22 protein-coding genes and 1 pseudogene are annotated in these 22,637 nt (G+C 50.7%); 14 read left to right on the forward strand and 9 right to left on the reverse strand.

The features are described from left to right. The first annotated feature begins 750 nt into the window (after positions 1-750). Positions 751-1,284 carry a S41 family peptidase gene (locus KZ483_RS13265; protein WP_220353117.1) on the forward strand — a complete coding sequence of 178 codons (534 nt, stop codon included), beginning with the start codon at positions 751-753 and terminating at the stop codon, positions 1,282-1,284. Positions 1,285-1,370: 86 nt separating this feature from the next. Here KZ483_RS13265 and KZ483_RS13270 read toward each other — a convergent pair whose 3' ends face one another. Both KZ483_RS13270 and KZ483_RS13275 read right to left on the reverse strand, forming a co-directional pair. Continuing rightward, positions 1,371-4,373, reverse strand: coding sequence for a glycoside hydrolase family 78 protein (locus KZ483_RS13270; RefSeq protein WP_258881684.1), 3,003 nt, complete (start codon positions 4,371-4,373; stop codon positions 1,371-1,373). Between the two features lie 200 nt (positions 4,374-4,573). Next, positions 4,574-5,002 carry a VOC family protein gene (locus tag KZ483_RS13275; RefSeq protein ID WP_220353118.1) on the reverse strand — a complete coding sequence of 143 codons (429 nt, stop codon included), beginning with the start codon at positions 5,000-5,002 and terminating at the stop codon, positions 4,574-4,576. 361 nt (positions 5,003-5,363) lie between these two features. Here KZ483_RS13275 and KZ483_RS13280 point away from each other — a divergent pair. From KZ483_RS13280 to KZ483_RS13290, 3 genes and pseudogenes are all read left to right on the forward strand, one after another. Beyond that, positions 5,364-5,651 (forward strand): annotated as a pseudogene (locus KZ483_RS13280) (cellulase); the annotation flags it as partial. Positions 5,652-5,916: 265 nt separating this feature from the next. Then, positions 5,917-6,117 carry a tautomerase family protein gene (locus KZ483_RS13285; RefSeq protein WP_220353119.1) on the forward strand — a complete coding sequence of 67 codons (201 nt, stop codon included), beginning with the start codon at positions 5,917-5,919 and terminating at the stop codon, positions 6,115-6,117. Further along, on the forward strand, positions 6,114-7,208 hold the full coding sequence (locus KZ483_RS13290) for a winged helix DNA-binding domain-containing protein (RefSeq protein WP_220353120.1): 1,095 nt from the start codon (positions 6,114-6,116) through the stop codon (positions 7,206-7,208). Before KZ483_RS13285 ends, KZ483_RS13290 begins: the two co-directional genes overlap by 4 nt. Before the next feature lie 46 nt (positions 7,209-7,254). On the opposite strand, the gene KZ483_RS13295 is transcribed toward KZ483_RS13290, so the two are convergent. Beyond that, complete coding sequence (locus KZ483_RS13295; RefSeq protein WP_220353121.1) at positions 7,255-7,506, reverse strand: hypothetical protein; 252 nt, start codon at positions 7,504-7,506, stop codon at positions 7,255-7,257. Between the two features lie 127 nt (positions 7,507-7,633). On the opposite strand from KZ483_RS13295, the gene KZ483_RS28505 reads away from it, so the two are divergent. Continuing rightward, on the forward strand, positions 7,634-7,855 hold the full coding sequence (locus tag KZ483_RS28505; RefSeq protein ID WP_258881685.1) for a response regulator: 222 nt from the start codon (positions 7,634-7,636) through the stop codon (positions 7,853-7,855). 155 nt (positions 7,856-8,010) lie between these two features. Here KZ483_RS28505 and ytxJ read toward each other — a convergent pair whose 3' ends face one another. Continuing rightward, positions 8,011-8,352 carry a bacillithiol system redox-active protein YtxJ gene (gene ytxJ, locus KZ483_RS13305; RefSeq protein ID WP_220353122.1) on the reverse strand — a complete coding sequence of 114 codons (342 nt, stop codon included), beginning with the start codon at positions 8,350-8,352 and terminating at the stop codon, positions 8,011-8,013. Between the two features lie 92 nt (positions 8,353-8,444). Then, entirely contained in the window at positions 8,445-10,364 is a 1,920-nt protein-coding gene (locus KZ483_RS13310; protein WP_220353123.1) for a glycosyl hydrolase family 18 protein, read from the reverse strand. Between the two features lie 359 nt (positions 10,365-10,723). On the opposite strand from KZ483_RS13310, the gene KZ483_RS13315 reads away from it, so the two are divergent. Continuing rightward, positions 10,724-11,218, forward strand: coding sequence for a VOC family protein (locus KZ483_RS13315; protein ID WP_042226070.1), 495 nt, complete (start codon positions 10,724-10,726; stop codon positions 11,216-11,218). 200 nt (positions 11,219-11,418) lie between these two features. On the opposite strand, the gene KZ483_RS13320 is transcribed toward KZ483_RS13315, so the two are convergent. Continuing rightward, positions 11,419-11,697 (reverse strand): YxcD family protein, encoded by a 279-nt coding sequence (locus KZ483_RS13320; RefSeq protein ID WP_220353124.1) that lies wholly within the window; start codon positions 11,695-11,697, stop codon positions 11,419-11,421. Positions 11,698-11,699: 2 nt separating this feature from the next. Next, a complete protein-coding gene (locus KZ483_RS13325) occupies positions 11,700-12,134 on the reverse strand; it encodes a hypothetical protein (RefSeq protein WP_220353125.1) in 435 nt (144 codons plus the stop codon). Positions 12,135-12,263: 129 nt separating this feature from the next. On the opposite strand from KZ483_RS13325, the gene KZ483_RS13330 reads away from it, so the two are divergent. Further along, entirely contained in the window at positions 12,264-12,803 is a 540-nt protein-coding gene (locus KZ483_RS13330; RefSeq protein WP_220353126.1) for a DUF309 domain-containing protein, read from the forward strand. Positions 12,804-12,858: 55 nt separating this feature from the next. Here the strand turns inward: KZ483_RS13330 and KZ483_RS13335 are convergent, their stop codons facing one another. Together KZ483_RS13335 and KZ483_RS13340 are read right to left on the reverse strand one after the other, a co-directional pair. Further along, positions 12,859-13,437, reverse strand: a complete 579-nt coding sequence (locus KZ483_RS13335; RefSeq protein ID WP_220353127.1) for a beta-class carbonic anhydrase — start codon at positions 13,435-13,437, stop codon at positions 12,859-12,861. Positions 13,438-13,488: 51 nt separating this feature from the next. Continuing rightward, positions 13,489-13,806, reverse strand: a complete 318-nt coding sequence (locus KZ483_RS13340; RefSeq protein WP_220353128.1) for an iron-sulfur cluster biosynthesis family protein — start codon at positions 13,804-13,806, stop codon at positions 13,489-13,491. A gap of 121 nt (positions 13,807-13,927) precedes the next feature. Here KZ483_RS13340 and KZ483_RS13345 point away from each other — a divergent pair, with 121 nt between their 5' ends. The 7 genes from KZ483_RS13345 (at position 13,928) to KZ483_RS13375 (ending at position 21,582) form a co-directional block, all read left to right on the forward strand. Further along, positions 13,928-15,442, forward strand: a complete 1,515-nt coding sequence (locus KZ483_RS13345; protein ID WP_220353129.1) for a carboxypeptidase M32 — start codon at positions 13,928-13,930, stop codon at positions 15,440-15,442. 140 nt (positions 15,443-15,582) lie between these two features. Continuing rightward, on the forward strand, positions 15,583-16,581 hold the full coding sequence (locus KZ483_RS13350) for an ABC transporter substrate-binding protein (RefSeq protein ID WP_220353130.1): 999 nt from the start codon (positions 15,583-15,585) through the stop codon (positions 16,579-16,581). A 31-nt stretch (positions 16,582-16,612) separates the two neighbouring features. Next, positions 16,613-17,404 (forward strand): ABC transporter ATP-binding protein, encoded by a 792-nt coding sequence (locus tag KZ483_RS13355; protein ID WP_220353131.1) that lies wholly within the window; start codon positions 16,613-16,615, stop codon positions 17,402-17,404. A gap of 40 nt (positions 17,405-17,444) precedes the next feature. Further along, positions 17,445-18,287, forward strand: coding sequence for an ABC transporter permease (locus tag KZ483_RS13360; RefSeq protein WP_258881736.1), 843 nt, complete (start codon positions 17,445-17,447; stop codon positions 18,285-18,287). 45 nt (positions 18,288-18,332) lie between these two features. Beyond that, on the forward strand, positions 18,333-19,325 hold the full coding sequence (locus KZ483_RS13365) for an aromatic acid exporter family protein (RefSeq protein WP_220353133.1): 993 nt from the start codon (positions 18,333-18,335) through the stop codon (positions 19,323-19,325). Between the two features lie 122 nt (positions 19,326-19,447). Beyond that, the gene (locus tag KZ483_RS13370; protein ID WP_220353134.1) at positions 19,448-20,017 is read left to right on the forward strand and encodes an outer spore coat protein CotE; all 570 of its coding nucleotides are present in this window, start codon (positions 19,448-19,450) and stop codon (positions 20,015-20,017) included. A 125-nt stretch (positions 20,018-20,142) separates the two neighbouring features. Continuing rightward, complete coding sequence (locus KZ483_RS13375) at positions 20,143-21,582, forward strand: putative amidoligase domain-containing protein (protein ID WP_220353135.1); 1,440 nt, start codon at positions 20,143-20,145, stop codon at positions 21,580-21,582. Positions 21,583-22,637: the final 1,055 nt, after the last annotated feature.

Raw genomic sequence — 22,637 nt, forward strand, 5'->3', positions numbered from 1 at the left:
TTTCACTTGGTATAGTAAAATGTTTCCGCCAATCATAACAATTATTCGACGGTTAAATGGTTATGTAAACTGTATATAAGCATTATGTCATCCTGAACATTTATGTAACACCAAATCATTAACATGGTGTTGGGTTTGTTTATATTCTGCAATGATCTAATCTGAGGACTGTCTAGATAACGATCGTTTAATGGACGTTAGCATGACAACGAAAACAAGGGAAAAGAGCTTGAACAGGTATAAAAACACGTCCATTATTCAAAGTACAAAAAATGTTAAATAGAAACGTTTTCTAGACTAAGGAAAGTTTATGGACATGGCGAAAATCGGATATGCACAGGTATCCACTGAAGAGCAATCATTGGATTTACAACAGAATGCGCTTCGGGAAGCAGTTTATGGAAACTGGATCGGCTTGACCGCACGAAAAAGTAGCTCATTGAGCAGCTCCAGATCGGCGAGATAGCTCACCTGCGTCAAGATGTATACAAACGATGACTGGGGAACAGAATGAATTCTATCATTCTGTATCCTATCTGTTATACAAAAGTTTTGGCGCTGTTTTGTTAAACGGGATCAATATAATTTCAGTATGTAAGCCTATTTTATTATTCTGTTATAGATTTTAGATATGTCTGTATTATATAATCAACAACAAGGTAGATACTGGCACTTTTAGGAGGGTGTAAAAGGAGAAACTAACGAGAATTAGAACTTCATAAACTGCTGCGGCGGAAAGGAAAATACGAGGTGACTGTTAAACTGGATGATGTGTTTATTAAAAATACGGTCGAATCTCTGGCAGCCCTGCTGCTTGATTATTATGTTTTCCCAGACACTGCTGAAATCATGAAGACGGTTCTGCTTGAAACGCTTTCTGAAGGTGAATTTTTCAAGGCGGAGAGCGGCGCAGCCTTATCGCAGATGATTAACGATTATATGCAAGAAAGCAGTAATGACAAACACTTGGTTTTTGGCTTCAGTGAAACTCCGTTACCTGTTCAACTTCCCGATCCGATTGATGATGAAAGCATCAAATTGCGCCAAAAGCTGAATAACTACGGCTTCGAAAGGGTAGAGAGATTACCAGGCAATATAGGATATCTCGTTATTAATGAATTCGTTTATCCGAAGCATGCAGGTGAAACGGCAGCTCATGCGATGAGCTTTTTGGCGGATACAGACGGGTTGATCATTGATCTAAGAAATAATTACGGCGGCTCTACATTTATGGTAACGTTTATCGCCAGTTATTTGTGGATGGGTCCCCACCGATGCATTTAGAGGATGTTTATTGGCGATTTTACGATACCGTATCCGCCGACACGAGTATGTCGGCGGATGCGTTTTTAATTCTGAATTTCGAGATATCATCCGATGTCGATACGTTCAACCTTCATCTCATAACCTTCAGGGGTTAAGGTTTCGATTTCCAGGTCATGCGGCGCCGTAATCCTCACGGTTAACCGGCGTCCGGATTCGTTAACCCGCCACGAGACGTCGATACGGCCGCCGTCCGGTAAGGGGACGGCGCCTTTGGCCCAGGCCAAACCTGCCGGCTGAGGCGCAACGACAACCTTCGACCAGCCGGGCGTTACCCCGCGCACCCCAAGCACATACGCGCTGAGGAAATAGGCGGGTCCTGCGGACCATGCGTGACAGTGGCTGCGGGTCAGCAGCTTCGGATTGCTGCGGGCTCCGCTCGAAGGGTATTTCTCCCAGCAGCTAGACGCTTCGTATTCGACCATGACACCGTATTGGGTGCGTATATCTTCAAGCAGCAGCTCAATGCGGTTCAATTCAGCGAGCGCTTCATGATAGAAGAAGGACATGAAGGGAGTACCGATCTGCACGAACGAGGCAGGCGGCACAGCGATATACTGTTCCAACACCCGTGCCCGCTCTCCCTCCGCAATGCCGCACAGGAAAGCCACCACCTGAGTCTGCATGCTGATCGTCACCGATGGGCTGCCGTCAGCGTGGATACAATCGAGATACGCCTGACGGTTGTCGTCCCACAGCTGTTCGTCGATAGCAGCGCGCAGCTGGCGGGCACTTTCGAGGTACCGCTGAGCCGCTTCCCGTTCCCCTGCGGCTTCCGCAAGCCGGGCCGCGTCGCGCAGACCTTTAACGAGGAACATATTCTGCGGCGTGACAACTCCGTCCATCGGCTGCTCGAATGCTGCCCAATCGAGGAAATTCCAGCCTTTCATCCGCAGCAGTCCTTTATCATCCAGTCTTTGCAAGAAATGGTCCAGCGTAAACCGGACATGAGGCCACATGTCTTCCGCAAAAGCGCGGTCTCCGCTGAAGCGATGATATTCCAGGCAGGCGGTAACCCAGAAGAACGTCCAGTTCGGAATGACGCTGTTCCACCCGCTCGGCACCTGATCGGCGTACAAGGGAGTTTGGAACGACGAGCCCGGCACCAGCCTAAGACAGCGCTCGACGATATCACTGGCGCCGAATAAGTAGTAGTTAATCAACGCTTCATTGCGTGCGTCGCCGACCCAAAACGCCTGCTCGAAAGCAGGACAATCGACGAACGTATCCTCCATGCACAGAATCGTCGTATTGCGGCTGATCTGCCAGATGTCATTCAGCAGCGGGTCAGAGCAGTGGAACCTCCCGACGTCTGCGACCGGATAATTGCTCTGCAGCATTTTCACTTCATACAGCTTTACCGGCGCGGTTGAACCGCGCACTGTAACCATCAAGAAGCGAAGTCCTCTGCGCACGTTGGATGTGTACGTTTGTCTGCCTTCGCGGCAAATATAGCGGAGCGTATTATCCAACGTATACGTATGCTGAATCCACCCGTCATGCATAAACTCGAAGCCGTACAGGTCGACGACTGTTCCTGCTGATGCATCAATATCAAAAGCGATATAGCCGGAGAGCTCCCTTCCGAAGTCGATCACAAGCTCTGTATCCATGTCCGGAACCATCGGCAGAAAAGCGGCATTAGCTCCCGCGATGACGGCGTTCTGCAGCGTATGCGGAACCGGCTGAGCCCGGCGCGACTTCTTCCACACGCAGGCGGTGAATACATCGCTCAGATTAACCATCTGTGCCGGGACCGGCTTAATCCAGTCCGCCAATTCGGCGAGTTCGCCGGCAGCCGACGACCGCTTGGCGCGCTCAAAGTCAGGATGATCGCGCAGCAATGGGCGGGTATCCCGATGGTCGATCACTTCAACTGTATCGAAGGGACCGATCGCAATAAAGTGTGGAGACACCTTATTAGGACTAGTGAGCGGTACCGGGGTCTCATTATTGCCGGATGTAACGACAGCTTGAGACGAAGGTTTACCGGGAAGGGGAGGGGCGAGCACTTCGAACGGTTCTTCGCAATCGAATCCGATATGGAAGCCATGACCGTGGCTTTGCCCGTTTACGTCCAACATGATCAAATTATCGCCTTGACGAAGATTGACCTCAAGAAACCGTTCCGGAGACTTGCCGGTAAAAGCCTCGATGCCATGCCACACGCCATTGACCCCGTAGAGGCTCATAATGCGTCCGCTATCGACGTTTCCGATAATGAATTTTGTCGCCTTTGCCACACGGATAACGGTCGCTACGAGACCGGAAAATTGAACATTATTCGCGTGATCGGCGCTTTCCGGAGCAAATAGATTGCGCAGGTCGATCACAGCCGCCCACGGTACCGGCTTCACGCTATGCAGGCTTTCGACCCGGACGGGGTATACCGGTTCCTCGGTCAAATGAGGTATCGTCTTTTCCACTAAACGCACCCATGGCTCCATACCCGCCGGCCCAATTACAACGGCAGATTCCCAGCCGCTCTCATCGTATTCAAGCAGATGCCACGATTCATTCCAGGCGCGTGAGTCGGTAATTTCAGTAAAGGGCAGCTGGCACGACATCCGGGAGGAGTAGGTATCGTGACCGGCGTGTATCATTGTTTTCCACGTTTCATCGGTGGCCAGCAGTGGTTCCCGGCTGTCGCCCGACTCGATCTGTGCGATCAGGCCGCCACGTCCGCGCAAATATTGAAACGTCGAGACGCCGAAATGCATGACCAGAACGGCGATGACATTCTCGGCTCCGCGCCTCAGCAAGTGACCGATTTCATATTCATCGTATGCAAGCTCGAACGGCCACGAGCGCACGGGACCGCGCCCTACATGATGGCCGTTGACATATAAGACATAGCGGGAGTCGCCCGTTATTTTGACCGCAGCCCGTTCGCTCATTTTTGCGGGCAGAGAAAATACTTTCCGAAAGCACCGCCACTCGTTTCTCGGGCTTTCCTCACCGGCTCCCCAAATCCAGGATGCTTGCCAGTCCGTTATTTCTTGGGCTGCTTCTTTCGATTCGCCACTCATTGCCTTATTCGGATCTACCATTCACGCTTCATCCTCCCGCCAAAGATTAATTACAGTATAGAACAAAGAAAAAGAGCAGAATCAGGGTGTGTTCTGACAAAAATAGGGCCGATACGGACAAATGGCAGAAGTGTCTCACCATTTTCGATACAAAAAAAGGTATGGAATCTTTTCTACAGAAGAAAAGATCCCATACCTTATTTACTTATGATTCAAAAAATTTATATGCCCATTTCTCCGTTGTCATAATTAAACTGCCATTCGATGCCGAATTTATCTGTCAGGCTGCCGTAGCATTTGCTCCAGAACGTTTCTTGAAGCTCCATGCCAACGGTTCCGCCTTCTTTAAGCTTATGAAATAAAGACTTGATTTCATCCATATTTTTACTGCCTATTGCAAGGCTGATGTTGTTTCCCTGAACAAAAGGCATACCGGGAAAGGTATCGGAAAACATGACAATGCTGCCATTGATATCAAGACGTGTATGCATAACCAAATTTTTTGCTTCCTCAGGAAGTGGGAAATTCGAATCCGGCGGGGTATCCCCAAAGCTCATAATCTGTGGTGTTTCCGTTCCGAAAACCTGTGCGTAATACTCAACTGCTTCGCGACAGTTTCCATTGAAATTAATATACACATTAATTGCCACTTGCTTCACTCCTTACGATTTGGTTTTCAATGTATATCTTTCGCTGTCCGGCATCCATTTTCCTTCTACGCATTGAAGTTTAGTGCGGAAGGGAGTTATACTTGCCGGCGCGAATAACCCGAATCTACGCCCGGGAGCAGCGCCTCTAGAATCTAAATACATTCATACCAAAAAATAGATTTAATATGAAAATATGTATAATTATAGAGGTATTTTCGAGGCTGCATTACAGGTAAGATTAAATATAGGATCGCTTACAGGAGGCGGAGCACCATACATCCAATGAGGGGGCATTGTTAAAAACTAATTTGTAAGCGCAGTCATACCACCCGCGCTGTGAAACCGATTTGTATAGGAAGATACCGGCGCCTTTGCTATTCCGGTAGACTTTAACGGCGACCGTCTTGCCACAATGGAGGCGGTCTACGCTGCCGGCGGCAACGCCGGCCCGCAGAACTGGACTTCGTTCAAGGAGTTCGGATATACGTTCGCGCCTTCCTATGATACGAATACAATCACGCTTAAGCCGAATTTCTTCAATGAAGTGAATGACGGAGTAGTGAATCTGAAGTTCCACTTCTGGAGCGGTGAAACCGTTAATTACACGATTACAAAGAACGGTACGACCATCGTAGGCGAAGCTTCGTAAGAGATTGTGATCGGTTATTGCAACCGAGTCCGCGCTCTCCTTGCTTCAATTAAAGGGAGCTCTGCCATGCGCCAGTGCGCTGTGGCTGAGCTCCCTTTACCAATTCTTAAAGCGCATATATCCCGCAATGCTTCAATCATTATTTTCCGTGCGTGAGAAGGATTTATGTAAAATTCTGTAGAAAGTTATAGAAGCGCGGGCTGTTGAACAATGCAGGAGCAGTCTATATGATCATCAATTTATCCGGAGGAGGAAATATACAATAATGCCATACATCAATCTGCAAATCACGAAGGGTGCCACCCGGGAGCAGAAAGCTCTAATTGTAAAGGAATTTACAGCGACACTTGTCAATGTGCTTGGTAAAAAGCCCGAACATACCCACATCGTCATTCAAGATATTGAAGAAGAGAATTGGGGCTTCGCCGGTGTTCTGACGGATGATTTTCGCAAAAGAGAAGGATGAGGGCCGCGCCATCATTACCTTACAGAAGGCTGCTCAACCAGCGTATCGCCGGGGCTAAGCTGGGCAAGCCTGAACAGGTCGTGAAGCATTTTGGAGCCCTGCAAGCGCAGGACTACAACCAAGCCCTGTGGGCGATCGGACTGCGTATGCGATCCGCCACCGTTATGGACATTGAACAAAGCATCGAGGATCGTAAGATCATGCTTACATGGCCGATGAGAGGTACGATTCATTTTGTGCCGCCGGAAGATGCGCGATGGATGTTGAAGTTGTCCGCTCCCCGTGTTCTGGCAAAGGACAAGCGAAGGCTGGAACAATTGGAGCTTACGCCGGAAAATATCGAAAGCTGCAAGCAAATAATTCACGATGCTTTACAGGGGAACAAGCGGATATCCCGGCCCAATATCATGCAATTGCTCGAGGAAGCCGGGATCTGCACAAAGAATCAGCGCGGTTACCACTTGCTATGGCATCTCGCGCAATCCGGCCTGATCTGTCTGGGGCCGCGAGAGGGGAAGCAGCAAACTTTCGTCCTGCTGGACGAGTGGGTGCCCCGCCCCAAAGACGTATCTGTGAGCGAAGCGCTTGCGCTGCTCGCAGAACGTTACTTTGGAGGTCATGGACCTGCGACCGCGAAAGATTTTGGCTGGTGGGCCGGGATTACCCTCTCTGACGCCAGACAGGGCATCGAAGCCGCGCAATCCCGGCTGATTTCGGAATCGGTTAACGGTGAAATTTACTGGTCGAGTCCTTCCGAGTGCGTGGCATTAGAAGAAAGGCCGAGTGTCTGCCTGCTTCCGGGATTCGACGAATATTTGCTCGGATATACAGACCGCAATGCGGTATTAAGGGCGGAATATGCGCCTTTCATTGTCCCTGGCAATAACGGGGTATTCATGCCGATCGTCGTCATCGACGGACAAGTCGCGGGAATATGGAAACGAACCGTCAAAAATAAAGGAATCGACATCGAGATAAGCCTGTTTGTGCCTCAAAAAGAAAGGGAAGAGAGTCTCATGGATGCAGCCTTGCAATATTGCACATTTATGGGACTGCCTCTGGCTTCGACATCTATTCAATTGATGAAATAAACAAACCTTGATTCAACTGGGTTATTTCCTGGTAATATCAAAGAAACTATTCGGGACGAATATGAATGATAAAATCCGTCCCTTCCCATTTTTTTGCATCCTGCCAATAAAACGTAAAGACGAATATCGTCTGGTCGTCTGCAATAAATGGAGGCAGATCTACATACCACGTTCCCAAACCGCTATCGGTCGTCTCCGTATCGTTTACGGTTTTCCAGTCATCGATGCTCCAATGCAGCATCGCGCTCGCTAAAATCAAAGCTAGAACCGCTTGAATAAGGGAAAGCCAGAAGATCATGACAGGAGTTCCGACGGCTTTGCTCCCTACACTGCTTGAAACTCCTTGAATCGTGATTAAAAGCCCAGAACCGAATGCAAGAAGAATTGGTAGTAAAACCATGAGGGAACCTTTCATTTCATGTAATATGAATAGTCTTTATTGTTACCCGAAAAATGAGAGCGCCAATCAGAGTCGTACGGCTGGCATATATTCATCCGTGACCGGCTTGAAATCCGTAATGCTGAGTTATTTACTTGATGTGACGCTGCCTGGGATGGACGGATGGGAGGTTCTTCACGAGGTGCGCTGCAGAAGCGCTTGTCCTGTCATTATGCTCAGAGGAAACAACGCCTTCCATCCTAAATAATGGGGCGCCCAAAGATTCTACTCGGCTGATGCGCTGCGTCAGCAGCTGATTGCCGGCCAAGCGGCTGATCAAGCGGAAGAGACTAAGAAATAAATAAAACGGGCAGTCAAAGAAGCGAAGCTTCCCAGGCTGCCCGTTTAATTTGCCACCGCCGATTAATTCATTACCGCGCTCATGTGCGCTTCCGTAATCGACCAGTGGGTCGCGCTCCAATATTTCTCTTTGTTCTTGACCATGATAATTTGCGGTGATTCGTGCTTCACCGCGACATCTTCAGCGATTTGATTCGAAACTGGACGTGATTCAATCACCTTCACAAGAATGAAATCGGCATCGGAATCGGCGTTATTTTTCAAGAAATTATTGAATTCGTTAAACGCATTCGCGCTAACCGGACAAGTTGTGCTGTGCTTGAATACGACCAAGGGGCGGTTCGCGGAACCGTCCAAAGCGGCGTTCCATTCATCGATGGTCTGAATTTCCTTCAATTGCGGCATAAAAGATCTCCTCCCTAAGCTGGCAGAACTGCTGTCATAGCGATATAGATTTATAATACCATAACGAATAAAGCATGTTCCACTTTGCGAGGTTACTTCTGTTGCAGCAGCATCGTCCACAAATCAGCGCTCTCATAACCCAAACGCCATGCGGCAACGCCGGCCAAATCGTACTTCTTCGCTATCGCTACGCGCTCCTTCACTGTATCTGCCGTTTCCGCCCAGAATACATGGGTGTAGCCGTCTTTGGTATAGGTGTACCTGATCTGTCCGGCATTCGGGTCATAGGAGCCTATGGCGCCTTGCTCTTGAATGATTCGGGGCAGCTCTTTCATGTAGATAGCCTTATTGTCTACCAACTGACCGGCCGCATCTATCCGCCATTCACGCACGTAGAAGGGGATTCCCAGCATCAGCTTACTGCGCGGAATTCCGTAAGCGAGAAATTGCTTAACCCCGCCTTCGATCCAATCGAGCTCGGCGACTGAGCCGGCAGTATCGCCGCCGGACCAAGCTTGATCGTACGCCATAATTATAACCATATCGACGATCTCGGCGAGGGCGGCATGATCGTAAGCCGCCTTATGATCCCACGCGATATCGCCCCGCGGCAAATCGATTGAAACGGTAAGCCCGCTTCGGTGAGCCGCATCGGTCAGGCTGCGGACAAATGCCGTATAAAGCGTCCGGTCTCCTCCGGCCATCCCTTCAAAATCAAGATTGACGCCTTCGACATCAAGCTCGGCAAGCCGTCCTACCAATGATGTGATGAACCGGGTCTGCGCATCCGGGTCGCGCAGGAAAGCGCTTGTCAGCTTGGCATTGAATTGGTTGCTTACAAGCGGGGTCAACTTCATTCCTGTCTGCTTCATGGCTGTGACCAGCGCCGGATCGGAACGATCAGTGATCGTCCCGTCTGCGGCGGCGAGCTCAAACCAGGAAGGGGAGTCGATATCCAGCCCCTGCGTTTGGCTTATCTGAGAAAGGACGGCGGCGGTACTGGAAGAACCGTTCCAGCCCAGGTAAATGAGCTTGCTCTTGTTATTCCATATCGCGTGTCCGTCGGCCGTCATGACAACGGCATCCGAATAACCCGCCGCAAAAGCAACTGCGCTTTGCCGCGTGTTAAACGCACGGATCGGGCGTTCGCCCTGCATAACCGTAAGGAAGGGGACGTTCGTCCACCATTCAAGGCCATCTCTGGTAACGGAAGCGTTCGATAAGGTTTTCGCATACGCGATGGCGCCACCGATACCGGTAAACGATTTCACCTGGCGTCCATTTTGCGTTACGATAAACGAAGGGATGTTGGTATGTACGACGCGGCCGGTCGTTATGTTCACGACAGTGCTTCCGGATAGCTTGGCCGAAGCCCTGACCGCATCCAGCAAGAACGGATGGAGCGGACCGCCGGTTGAGACGCCGTTCACCGTAATATCGTATACCGGCGTGCCATTTCTTTGCGCCGCTTTCTGTGCCGTCGTCAAGTTGTCCCAGATCCATTGATTCGATGCTAACTCCATAACATGAATATTGCTGTAGGCTTTTGCGGCTTTTTTCGCCTCAATAAGCGTAGTAAAGCTCCAAGCGGGTAGTGTTTTATCGCCTTGAAACATTTGATAATTAGAATAAGTGCCGGAAATCCACCCTGGCTGCTCCAAACTGCGTATTTGCGGGAAACGAAGCTTTGCCGCAAAGGCTTTCGCTTCGCCGAGCGTTCGGAATTCCCGGCCGCTTGTCGAAACGCCGTTCTCATATACTTTGTATTTGGGGAAGTTATCCCACACCCACACACGGCCGGTAATTTTCTCGACATGACTGTAGAGATAGTTTTTGGCGAAAGAGACCGCTTTTGATTCCGTCGAAAACTCTTTAACCGCTTTGTCGTTCTGATAGACCCGGTATTTTGTTGTATTGTCTATGCCGTCTGCCGCCGCAGTCGCTGCTCCAAATCCTGCCTGTAATGTCAACGCGAAGGCGACGACCAAACTCAGTCCCCATTGCTTATGCATCTGCCTTAAACCAACTCCTCTACTAGTCTATTCTATTAGACGTCGCATAAGAGATTAGGTTTCGACAAAAACCGATTTACCGGTATTTTTCATAAAGGCTTTGTTAAACTTTGTTGTTGATTTTTTATTAAACGGGCAGGATTCCTCAATAGTGTCTTTTCTAAACGATGTATATCCGAAGTTCGAAGGCTTCCAAAAAAAGACTCCCTTGTGAATGGAATTTTGGTTTAAACCAAGGGACGGTTCATCTGTAACTTTTTAAACATAGCAATTTGAAAGAAACCATGGCTCATTTTTTATGCTATTTTGTATTGTGTATAAACCTACTAAAACGCTTGAATATTAAGGAGGAAAAAATTATGAATAACAAAATCCAAAAAATCACGCCAAACTTGTGGTTCGATACACAAGCTGAACAGGCGGCAGAGTTGTACACTTCTATTTTTAAAAATTCGAAGATAGGAAGAATCACTCACCATGGCAAAGATAATCACGGGATACCAGAAGGAACAGTAATGACTGTGGAATTTCAACTGGACGGGCAAGAATTCGTAGCCTTAAATGGTGGCCCGTATTTCAAATTCACAGAGGCAATATCATTTATCGTGAACTGTGAAGATCAAGATGAATTGGACTATTTTTGGGAAAAACTCTCCGAAGGCGGAGATGAAAAGGCTCAAAACTGCGGTTGGCTAAAAGATAAGTATGGCGTGTCGTGGCAAATTATTCCTTCCACTCTAACCGAGATGGTAAGCGACCCAGATCCAGAAAAATCAGAAAGAGTTATGAAAGCATTGCTCCAAACGAAGAGTAAAATTGACATAAAAACTTTGATGCAAGCGTATGAGGGATAAAGTACACTTTGCCGTTACAGACTGGGGGAAGACCGTACCACGAGTCATTGATAACGGAAAACGTTAGTTCAGAATTTACCGCCATATGATTGATAGGGCGGTTTTTCTTTTGGCCAGAAATCAACAATCAAGGATAACAGAGCCTTCATAAAAAAAAGAGCTCAGGGGAGAATCCCTGAGCCCTTTACAGCTATGAAACTTTAATCCGCGATATCCGCCCAAAATTCTTCATCCGCATCAAGCGTAATTTGGGAGCGGAATACACGGCGCTGATACTGCTTGAGCAAGTACTGCTCGATCGCTTCCAATATATTGGCTTCCACCAAATATTGACTGCGTCCCTGTACCCAAACCTCAGCCGTATATCCGAATTGTTCATCCCAGGCCAATTGCACTTCGACATCCGTCGGAGAGATGTCCTTGCGGCTCGCGATGTGAAGACAAATGGCGTTAATGATTTCGTCTGTATAAATCCGCATTTTTAGTAGCGGCTCCGATCATCCGTATGCGCCGGTTTGCGGCGGTTGCGGAAGTAAAGGAATATACCGCGTATCGCAACAATTAATACATAAATCGCCAATACGTTAATAAGTAATCCGAGCATGTTGCTCATAAAGCCGCTGCCGAGCATTCCGCCGAACAGCATACCGGCGAGACCGCCGATCATAAGGCCTTTCATAAAGCTGCCGCCGCTGAAAAATCCGGGTTTTGACGTCGTTGCCGCGCCGGATTTCGTTGTGCCAGCCGTCGTGCCCGAAGAGCTTTTGCTCACACTATCGGACGATTTGGAAGGCGTTTGCGTAAAGCTTTGCTTCGGAGACTTGAAACCGCCGCCTCTAGGTTTGGCATCTGCCGACCCGGCGCTCACTGCAAAGAAAAGCGCGAAAGCTACAAACAATAACAACCCTTTTTTCATCTCTGTTTCTCCTCCTGAAAAAATGCATTGATTGGACGTTGCCTTTCTGTACATTTACGTCTAATATAGTCAAAGGTTTCATTTTTAATTCTTTTTTTGAATGATTTTCGCGGTTATGGAGGGATTGTAATGGGAAACGGCAAATATCCCGAGGCCTATATCGATTATTTAGTCCAGTTTCATGCGACACGGGACTACTTTGAATGCCATGAGCTGCTTGAGGAATATTGGAAAGAGCATCCCGGCGACCCGTTTGCTGATACTTGGGTCGGACTGATCCAGGCTGCTGTCGGTTCCTATCATTATCGAAGAGGAAATTTGCAGGGCGCGATGAAAATGTTCCGTCAATCCTTGAAAAGGTTGACCCTAGCGCAATTGGAACAGCTGGGCCTGCATGGAGAGCGGTTTCTGTCTATCATTGGGGAGCGGCTTGAAGCAGCGGGCAGGAATGAACCTTTTACAGATATGGAATTTCCCTTTGCAGATGAAGAGCTAGTGCGGATCTGCGAAGAGAAATGCAAAGCAAACGGCCTCGTATGGGGAGCGGCAAGCGGTACGGAGGAGGCTCTCATTCACCGGCATACGCTGCGGGACCGAAGCGAAGTCATCGCTGCCAGAGAAGCCGCGGCGCAGGCGAAGAGAGCCGGGAACAGCGGGTTGAAACAATAACAGAAAGAGTTTTGCCGCAAGCCGCCGATGGCTTTGGCAAAACTCTTTTTTAGTCTTATACTTTTTCTTGAAGCACGTCGTAGCCTTCAGTAACAAGATCGAGTTTACCAGTCCCCGGATGGATGATAAAGCCGTGAACGGGCGTTTTAGGTGGCAGCAAAGGATGATTTCGAATAATATTGACGCTGTTCACAACGCTGTCTTCCACGCTGTCGAAGCCGGTCAACCAACGTTTCAGACTCATACCGGAGTGAAGCAGCGTTTGGATCGTTTCATCCTTGATACCCTTGTCCGTCATGTGCTCAATGACGGTTTCCGGATTAATCCCGGTCATGCCGCACTCGTGATGCCCTATGACGAGAACTTCTTTCGCCCCAAGCTCATACAGCGCGATGAGCACGCTTCGCATAATGTTGCCGAAAGGCTGGGTGATGATACCGCCGGCATTCTTGATAATCTTGACGTCGCCGTTGCGAAGATCCAGCGCTTTGGGCAGCAGTTCGGTCAACCTGGTGTCCATACAGGTAACGATAACCATTCTTTTCTCGGGGAAACGGTCGGTTAAATACCGCTCGTACTCCCGGTTCTCGACGAATTTCTCATTAAAGGCCAGAATATTTTGAATGTTGTTCATAGTGATCCTCCTACCAGTCTCTATAAATGTATGGTCCTTACTAGTCTTTCTCTACTTCATCAATCTTAAGTTAGCCGTGTAAATCTGATTGTCGCTCTTCAAGCTGAATGAGTTACGAGCCTTGTCGTAGTCGATACGCAGGTTAGGCTCGAAGAATACCTCGTAGCGGGGTTCATACCATACCGAATAGGGATCTCCATCCCCCAGCTTGTCATCCTCGCCCGGCGATTCAATCAGCTGAAGCGCGGGAACGCCGCTCACTACACAGCCGCATCCTTCGGTATCGTATAACAGCCGCAAGCTTCGAGAATCTCCTTTCAATTGTTCGGACAGCCGCTCTACCGCGGAGGGTGTAAAAGTAAAATGCATTAGCGCAGCATCTCCCCCATTAATTCGCAAAAGTAAACATCTTAAAGTTGATTATACTTATTGAGAAAAGTATGATCAAGTAGTGCTATATATGGACTAATAAATGGAAGGTGGAATCCGGATGACGGCAAACGATGGAAATGTGCTATCGAATTTTATCGAGCGCATCGGTCAAATCAAAAGCTATGAGGAAGCTCTAGGCGTCCTGTACTGGGATTTGCGCACCGGAGCCCCCCGCAAAGGGATGGACGCAAGAAGCGAAGCGATCGGTATGCTTTCCGGGCAAATGTTCAAGCTGTCAACGGCTCCAGAGCTGGGCGAGTGGTTAACGGAGTTGGAGACGCCGGATACAAATGCGGGCTTAAGCGAAATATACCGCAGACTTGTAACGGAAACGCGCAAGGATTACGACCGCAGTGTGAAAATTCCACCGAAGCTGTATCAGGAATATGTAGTCCTTACTTCTCAGGCGGAATCGATCTGGGAAGAAGCCAAAGAAAAAAGCGATTATGCGTCGTTCGAGCCTTACCTCGATAAAATCATTACATATCAGAATCAGTTCATTGATCTGTGGGGGCCGGGGGCAACACGCTACGATACTCTACTGGACGCATACGAGCCCGGAATGACGACTGCGGAGCTTGATCGTGTATTTGGCGGACTTCGCGGGAAGCTGGTGCCGCTTGCTTCCGCGATCGCCGCGTCGCCGCATCAGCCGGAAACCGGGTTCCTCAAGCAATCATACTCGAAGGAAGCCCAGAAGAAGTTCAGCCTGTTCATTTTGGAGCAGATGGGCTTTGATTTCGCGGCGGGACGGCTCGATGAGAGCGTGCATCCATTCGCAACCGGACTGAACCCGGGAGATGTCCGCATCACGACACGCTATTTGACCCATGATGTGACCAGCGCGTTGTTCGGCACGATACACGAAGGCGGGCATGCGCTTTACGAGCAGAATATCATGAAAGATCTCATCGGAACGACCCTCTGCTCGGGCACTTCGATGGGGATCCATGAGTCGCAGTCCCGTTTCTGGGAAAATGTCATCGGCAGAAGCAAGCCGTTCTGGAGCCGGTATTACCGGGATCTGCAGCAGCATTTCCCGAATCAGCTGGAAGTGCCGGTGGAGGATTTCTACCGGGCGACGAATGTAGTGAAGCCATCGCTCATCCGTATCGAGGCGGATGAGTTGACATACAATCTGCACATTATTATCCGCTATGAAATCGAGAAGCTCATATTTAATGAAGGAGTGAAGGCATCCGAGCTGCCTTCACTGTGGAACGAGAAATACCGTGAGTATTTGGGTGTGGTTCCGGAGAACGACGGCGAAGGCGTACTGCAGGATGTGCATTGGTCCGGCGGCATGTTCGGGTATTTTCCCTCCTATTCGCTGGGCAACATGTATGCGGCGCAAATTACGGATACAATGGAGCGCGAACTGCCGGATCTCTGGGATACGGTGGAACGCGGAGAGCTGCTTCCGGTGAAAAGCTGGCTGACTGATAAGGTTTACCAATACGGCAAGCTGCGCACGCCTTCGGAGCTAATTACCGGTATTACCGGCAAACCGCTTGATCCCGCTTATCTTGTCTCCTATCTGGAGCGGAAGTATAAGGATATTTACAAATTGTAGAATGGCAATTGCTGCGCTGTTAAAGCCCGGAGCTTAGGCTCCGGGCTTTTTCATATTGTAAGTGCAGCCGAGTTTCACCCGTATAAGGGTCGCCGCATAGGCTATAGTACATTTGTAATGCGGATCATGGGGGGACGAGAATGGGTAAACGTAAATTTACGGCGATTTTGTTAATGACCGCCATGATTATGGCTGTTGCCGCCGGCTGCGGTGCAGAAAGCAAGGGTCCGGTGAAAGTGCGGATCGGCGAAGTGACGAGATCCCTCTTTTACGCACCGGAATATGTGGCGGCGGGGAAGGGCTTTTTCAAAGAAGAGGGACTGGAGATCGACCTGCAGACGACGCCCGGGGGAGATAAAACAATGACTGCTCTCCTTACGAACGCCATCGATGTAGCCCTTGTCGGTTCCGAAACCTCCATTTATGTGTACCAGCAGGAGGGCGGCGATCCGGTTATTAATTTCGCGCAGGTTACGCAAACGGACGGCACGTTCCTGGTATCCCGCAAGCCGGCAGACGGGTTTGACTGGAGCCAGCTGAAGGGAAGCACCTTCCTCGGGCAGCGCAAAGGCGGCATGCCGCAAATGGCGGGGGAATTTACGCTGAAGAAGCATGGAATTGATCCACAGAAGGATTTGACACTCATTCAAAATGTCGATTTCGCCAATATCCCGGCGGCGTTTGCATCGGGAACAGGCGATTACGTGCAGCTGTTCGAACCGCAAGCCTCGATTTTCGAGAAGGAAGGAAAGGGTTATGTGGCGGCATCGTTCGGAGCTGAGAGCGGCCATCTGCCTTATACCGTATTTATGGCAAAGCAGAGCTATATCGACAAAAACAAAGATACGGTGCAGAAGTTTACGAATGCCGTTTATAAAGCGCAGCAGTGGGTGAACGACCATAGCGCCGAAGAAATCGCCGATGTTGTACTGCCTTACTTCAAAGACGCCGAGCGGGATATTGTGATACGTGTAATCGATCGTTACAAGAAGCAGGGCTCGTATGCGACAAACCCGATAATCGACGCGGACGAGTGGAATAATTTGCTGAATGTGATGACGACAGCGGGCGAGTTGAAGACGAGAACGGAGCACGACAAGCTTGTCGATAACGATTTTGCCGAGAATGCAATGAAATAACCGTTTCATTAGGGGGAAGGAGTTGATTCCCATGGATCCGGTTCTGGAGCTGAACGACGTGTCGCACGTCTATGTTAACGAGAGCGGAACCACGCTTGCCGTCGAAGGTCTTAATCTGGCCGTTGCAGCAGGCGAATTTGTCAGCCTGGTCGGACCGAGCGGCTGCGGTAAGACGACGGTGCTCAGCCTGCTGGCCGGTCTTCTCCTGCCCACGGAGGGAACAGTCACCGCCTGCGGAGCGCCGGTCCGCCGGCCTTCCCCGAAAATCGGCTACATGCTTCAGCAGGATTACTTGCTGCCATGGCGGACGATTCTTGATAATGCGCTGCTCGGTCTGGAAATAAACGGCCGTAAAACAGAGGCATCGATTGCATTCACACGCTCGCTGCTGCATGAGCTTGGGCTTGGAGGGCTCGAGAACCGTATGCCCGGTGAGCTGTCTGGAGGCATGCGGCAGCGTGCGGCGCTCGTACGCACACTCGCGACGGAGCCCGATGTTCTGCTGCTCGACGAACCTTTCTCGGCGCTCGATTTGCAGATCAAGCTTCAATTGGAGGATCTGGTGCAGTCGACGCTTCGGGCTTTGAACAAAACGGCGGTGCTTGTGACGCATGATCTGAACGAAGCGGCAGCCATGAGCGACAGAGTGGTGGTGCTGGGGCGAAATCCGGGTCATATCCGCGCTGTTTATATTGTGCCCACACGGATTCGAAGCGCTCTGCCGACAACGGCGAGAAAGTTTCCCGAATTTCAATCGATGTTCGATTTGATCTGGGGGGCGCTGGAGGACAGCAGCGCGAAAGGAGATGCCGGCAATGAGTGACAACCGGAATGACGAACCAGGCCGTCCTGTGGTGGAAGACATGGTGACCGTGTCCGGCGCTGCCGGTTCCTTTTCACCAGACCGTCTCGCTGACCTGCATCGTGATTATCACCGCCGTATGAGACGGAGCAAGTGGCTTGTCGGATCGGTCCAGGCGCTGCTTCTCATCCTGTTCATCGGGCTGTGGGAAGCGGCGGGGCGTCTTCGCTGGATCGACGTTCTATTATTCAGCTATCCGAGCAAGCTGTACTATCAGCTCTGGACGACGATTGTGGATGGAAGTCTTCTGCCGCACATTGGCGTAACCGTGCTGGAGACGATAGTCGGCTTTGCACTCGGAACGCTGCTTGGGACGGCGCTGGCCGCGCTGCTGTGGTGGTTTCCGCTGCTCTCCCGCGTCCTCGATCCGTATTTGGTTGTGCTGAACAGCATGCCCAAGGTGGCGCTCGGGCCGCTGTTTATTGTCGGGTTCGGGGCGGGCTTCTCGGCGATTGTGGCTACAACGCTGTCGATAACGGTTATTATTACGACGCTTACCATCTATATCCGTTTCTGCGAGGTGGACGCCGGACTTCTGAAGGTTGTCCGTCTGCTGGGCGGATCACGCGGGCAGGTCTTTCGATATGTGATATTGCCGGATTCTTTTGCCGTTATCGTTTCCACGCTGAAGGTGAATGTCGGACTCGCATGGATCGGTGTCATTGTGGGTGAATTTTTGACATCCAAGGCCGGACTCGGTTACTTGATCGTATACGGCTTTCAGGTGTTTAATTTCACGATTGTTCTCTCCAGCCTTGTCGTAATTGCTATCGTGGCAACGGCCATGTATCAGCTTGTTGCGGCACTCGAGCATCGGTTGACGAAGAGAGGAAGGGAGCGGTAGGATATAGGAAAAAGCCGAAAAATGTCGGTAAGCCAGAGGTAAACTATGGGAATACGTGTTATTAAAACTGCTTTAGCCGCACTAGCCGCTCTGTATACCGCCCATTATATCGGCCTGGATCCGCCGCTTTCGGCCGGCCTGCTTGCAATACTCGGAGTCGAGGTCACTCGCAAGAAAGGGCTCAAAAGCGCATTTGTCCGGTTTATGGCGTCGGTGCTTGGACTGTTTTTCGCTTCGCTGCTATTTAAATTGCTCGGATTCCATATCTGGACTATTTCGTTGTTTATCCTGTTCGTGTTCCCGCTGCTCTCGCGGCTGCAGCTGAAGGATGGAATCGTCACAAGCTCGGTAATCGTCTTCCATATTTATGCGCGGGAAGAGGTCACGGCAGCATTGATAGGCAATGAAATTATGCTGCTGCTCACCGGTCTCGGCTGGGCGACGGCGATCAACCTGCTGTATATGCCCAAGGAAGAGAAAAGGCTCGAAGCTCTGCGCCACGAGACAGAGAGGCACTTTAGCGGAATCTTCCACTATATGGGACAGACGCTGCGCAATCCGGCGTTGGTATGGAATGGCGGGGAGCTGCTCGAAGCCGGTCAAACGATTGAAGAGGGACTTATGCGGGCCGATATGGACAGGGAAAACCGGCTTTGGGGTCAGGACAGCGCCTCCTGGCGCTACTATCCCACTTATTTCGAAATGAGAAGGCAGCAGCTTGAGTCAATGCAGCAAATGCTCGTACTGCTTGCGTTTGTATATGAAACGCTGCCGCAGGGCGAGCTGGTGGCGGATTTGTTCGATAATTTGGCGGAAGATGTGAAATCGGATGTCTATGAAGGGTATGTAGCCAAACGACTCTCCGAGTTGGAAGCCCGCTTCCGCTCGATGCCGCTGCCGGCCAGCCGCGAGGAGTTCGAGGTTCGGGCGGCTATTTTGCAGCTTATGCATGAACTGAAGCGCTATCTTGATATCGCTAAACGGTGGAAAAAGCAAAAAAACAGCCAAAAGACCGTCCGCCGCGAGCAGCAAATTTGACTCCACACGGCAACTATATGAATTTCACTATAAAATCCGCTCCGTCCAAAAAGAAATAGTCACCCTAGACGAATGTCCTGCATACACTTTAATTGAATGATTGTATGGAGGAGGTTAAATACATGGCAATTGCAGATAAACAGCTTCAAGCCAGAGAGATAATAACGAAAGCTGTCTGCGGGAAAGGTCGTAAGTTTTCCACTGTAACCCATACCGTTACACCGCCTCAGCATCCCACGAGCATATTGGGCGCGTGGATAATCAACCATCAGTATGAGGCGGTACGTTCGGGCGACGGTATTGAGGTTATCGGTACTTACGATATCAACATTTGGTATTCTTACAACAAAAACTCTCAGACGGACGTAGCGAAAGAAACGTTGTCGTACGTCGAGCATGTGCCGCTCTCCTACGTCGATCCGAAGCATCGGGCTTCAACGGAAGAAGTGACGGCCGAAGCGACACAGGAACCAAATTGCGTGGAAGCGAATATCTCTGCCAATGGTTCCGGCGTTCTTCTTCGTGTGGAACGGGAGTTTCTCGTTGAAATGATTGCTGAAACGAAAGTGCGCGTCGCCGTTTATCCCGGCGGATACGATGAGGACGGCAAGGACATCGAATTCGGCGACGATGGCGACGGCGATGGCGATTATGAGGATTTGGATCCTGAGCTGCTGGACGACGAGCTGTAATTTACCTGCGGTTACAGCGGTTAAAATATCTTATGCGGCAGCGGTGCGGGATTCGAGGGCGACAGCCCTCTTTTTTTTCGAATAATTTTCCGCTTGGGAAGTTTCGCTGGATCGGGGATGGAACGATGGCGGGCAAGGTTTGGTTCTGGAGCGGAGAGCGCGCGGCAGCGAAGTCCGCATTAGCACCGCAGGCATGGCGTGAAGGTATACCGTCTGCAGACGATGCAGTTATTGTATGCGGCGGCGCGAAGCTGCCGCCGATATGGCGCGATGCGGGAGAACCATTGGTCCTCAACGCGCGCGCCGCGGCTTTCGCCGCATTGGATAAGGAAGAGATTAGAAGACGGCTCCGCCGGGCCGGCGTTGCGGTTGCAGGTGCTTCCGGGGATGAGACTGCAGTTCGGGAAGCCGAGAGCGGGAAGAGCTGGCGGGATACGCGGCGATATGCAGTTGCGCTCTTTCACCTTCAGCCGATTGCCGTGCAGCGAAGAAGCCCCGTCGGCACGGGGATTGGAATAAACGCGGCTGCTTCGGCCCGGATTATCAGACCGTCGGATTCGCTGTACCGGCGGCTTTCGATGGTTGCAGTTAGAGCCCTTTATGCGGCCGGTCTGGATTTCGGGATTGTAGAGGTTCAGACGGACGACGTTGGCCGCTGCTCTGTTGTGAGAGTAAGCTTGCCGGCTGAGGATCGTCTGGCGGGCGGGATTTGGGCCGAAGCGGTTCGAGGCTTCAAAGCCGAAACTTCGGAAGCTGCGGTTCATGCGAGCCGGGAAGGCGGGGCTGTTCTGCTTGGCGCGGACCCCGAGTTCCTTCTCCTCGGGGGTGGCGGCAAAGTTGTACCTGCCGCCCGCTATCTGGAGGGCGGCCATGGGGCGGGCTGCGACGCCGTAGTTGTCGGCGGGCGCGTTATGCACCCGGTGGCCGAGCTGCGGCCGGCACCGGCGAAATCTCCCGGCGAGCTGGCCGCGAACATCCGGCGGCTGCTCAGCCAAGCGGCGGCGCGCATTCCGGACGGCGGCGAGCTGCGCTGGGCCGCAGGCGGCATGCCGGTCCCGGGCTTCGCGCTGGGCGGACACATCCATCTTAGCGGCGTTCGGCTGACCGGCCGGCTGCTGCGGCAGCTCGACAGCTATTTGGCGCTGCCTCTTGCGATGATCGAATCAGCGGGCGAGCGGGACCGCCGTCCCCGTTACGGCGGGCTCGGCGATTTCAGGCTGCAGTCGCACGGCGGTTTCGAATACCGTACGCCGCCCAGCTGGCTTGCATCGCCGCTCGCTGCAAAAGCGGCCTTCGCTTTGGCGCTGCTATGCGCGCGGGAGAGCGGCACACTGTCCTACCGGCCTTCGGAGGACGAGCGTATCGTCGACGCCTATTACGCAGGCGACAGGGAAACGCTGCGCAGCCGCTGTCTGGAGCGGCTGGCCGAGTCGATGGAGGCCACCCCTTCTTACCGCGAGCTCGCCGGCTATATAGAGCCGCTATTCGAGGCCGCCCGAAAGGGAAGAACCTGGGATGTGTCCGCCGATATCAGGAAGAAATGGCGCACGGCACCTTTTGTATAAGCCTGCCGGCAGGCCCCTTACGGCGTTCCAGTCCATTCCATGGCGGGGCGCTTTAATGCTATAATAATAGTCTGATGTTTTGCAGTGGATGCTTACGAAGTGAGTTTTTGCTCCTTCGTCACAAAAACTCTAGGTGGATGCTTACGAAGTGAGTTTTTGCTCCTTCGTCACAAAAACTCTAGGTGGATGCTTACGAAGTGAGTTTTTGCTCCTTCGTCACAAAAACTCTAGGTGGATGCTTACGAAGTGAGTTTTTGCTCCTTCGTCACAAAAACTCTAGGTGGATGCTTACGAAGTGAGTTTTTGCTCCTTCGTCACAAAAACTCTAGGTGGATGCTTACGAAGTGAGTTTTGCTCCTTCGTCACAAAAACTCTAGGTGGATGCTTACGAAGTGAGTTTTTGCTCCTTCGTCACAAAAACTCTAGGTGGATGCTTACGAAGTGAGTTTTTGCTCCTTCGTCACAAAAACTCTAGGTGGATGCTTACGAAGTGAGTTTTTGCTCCTTCGTCACAAAAACTCTAGGTGGATGCTTACGAAGTGAGTTTTGCTCCTTCGTCACAAAAACTCTAGGTGGATGCTTACGAAGTGAGTTTTTGCTCCTTCGTCACAAAAACTCTAGGTGGATGCTTACGAAGTGAGTTTTTGCTCCTTCGTCACAAAAACTCTAGGTGGATGCTTACAGAAGTGAGTTTTGCTCCTTCGTCACAAAAACTCTAGGTGGATGCTTACAGAAGTGAGTTTTGCTCCTTCGTCACAAAAACTCTAGGTGGATGCTTACAAGTGAGTTTTGCTCCTTCGTCACAAAAACTCTAGGTGGATGCTTACAGAAGTGGGTTTTGCTCCTTCGTCACAAAAACTCTAGGTGGATGCTTAAGAAGTGAGTTTTGCTCCTTCGTCACAAAAACTCTAGGTGGATGCTTACAGAAGTGAGTTTTGCTCCTTCGTCACAAAAACTCTAGGTGGATGCTTACGAAGTGAGTTTTTGCTCCTTCGTCACAAAAACTCTAGGTGGATGCTTAGAAGTGAGTTTTGCTCCTTCGTCACAAAAACTCT

Source organism: Paenibacillus sp. sptzw28 (assembly GCF_019550795.1).
Lineage (GTDB): Bacteria > Bacillota > Bacilli > Paenibacillales > Paenibacillaceae > Paenibacillus_Z.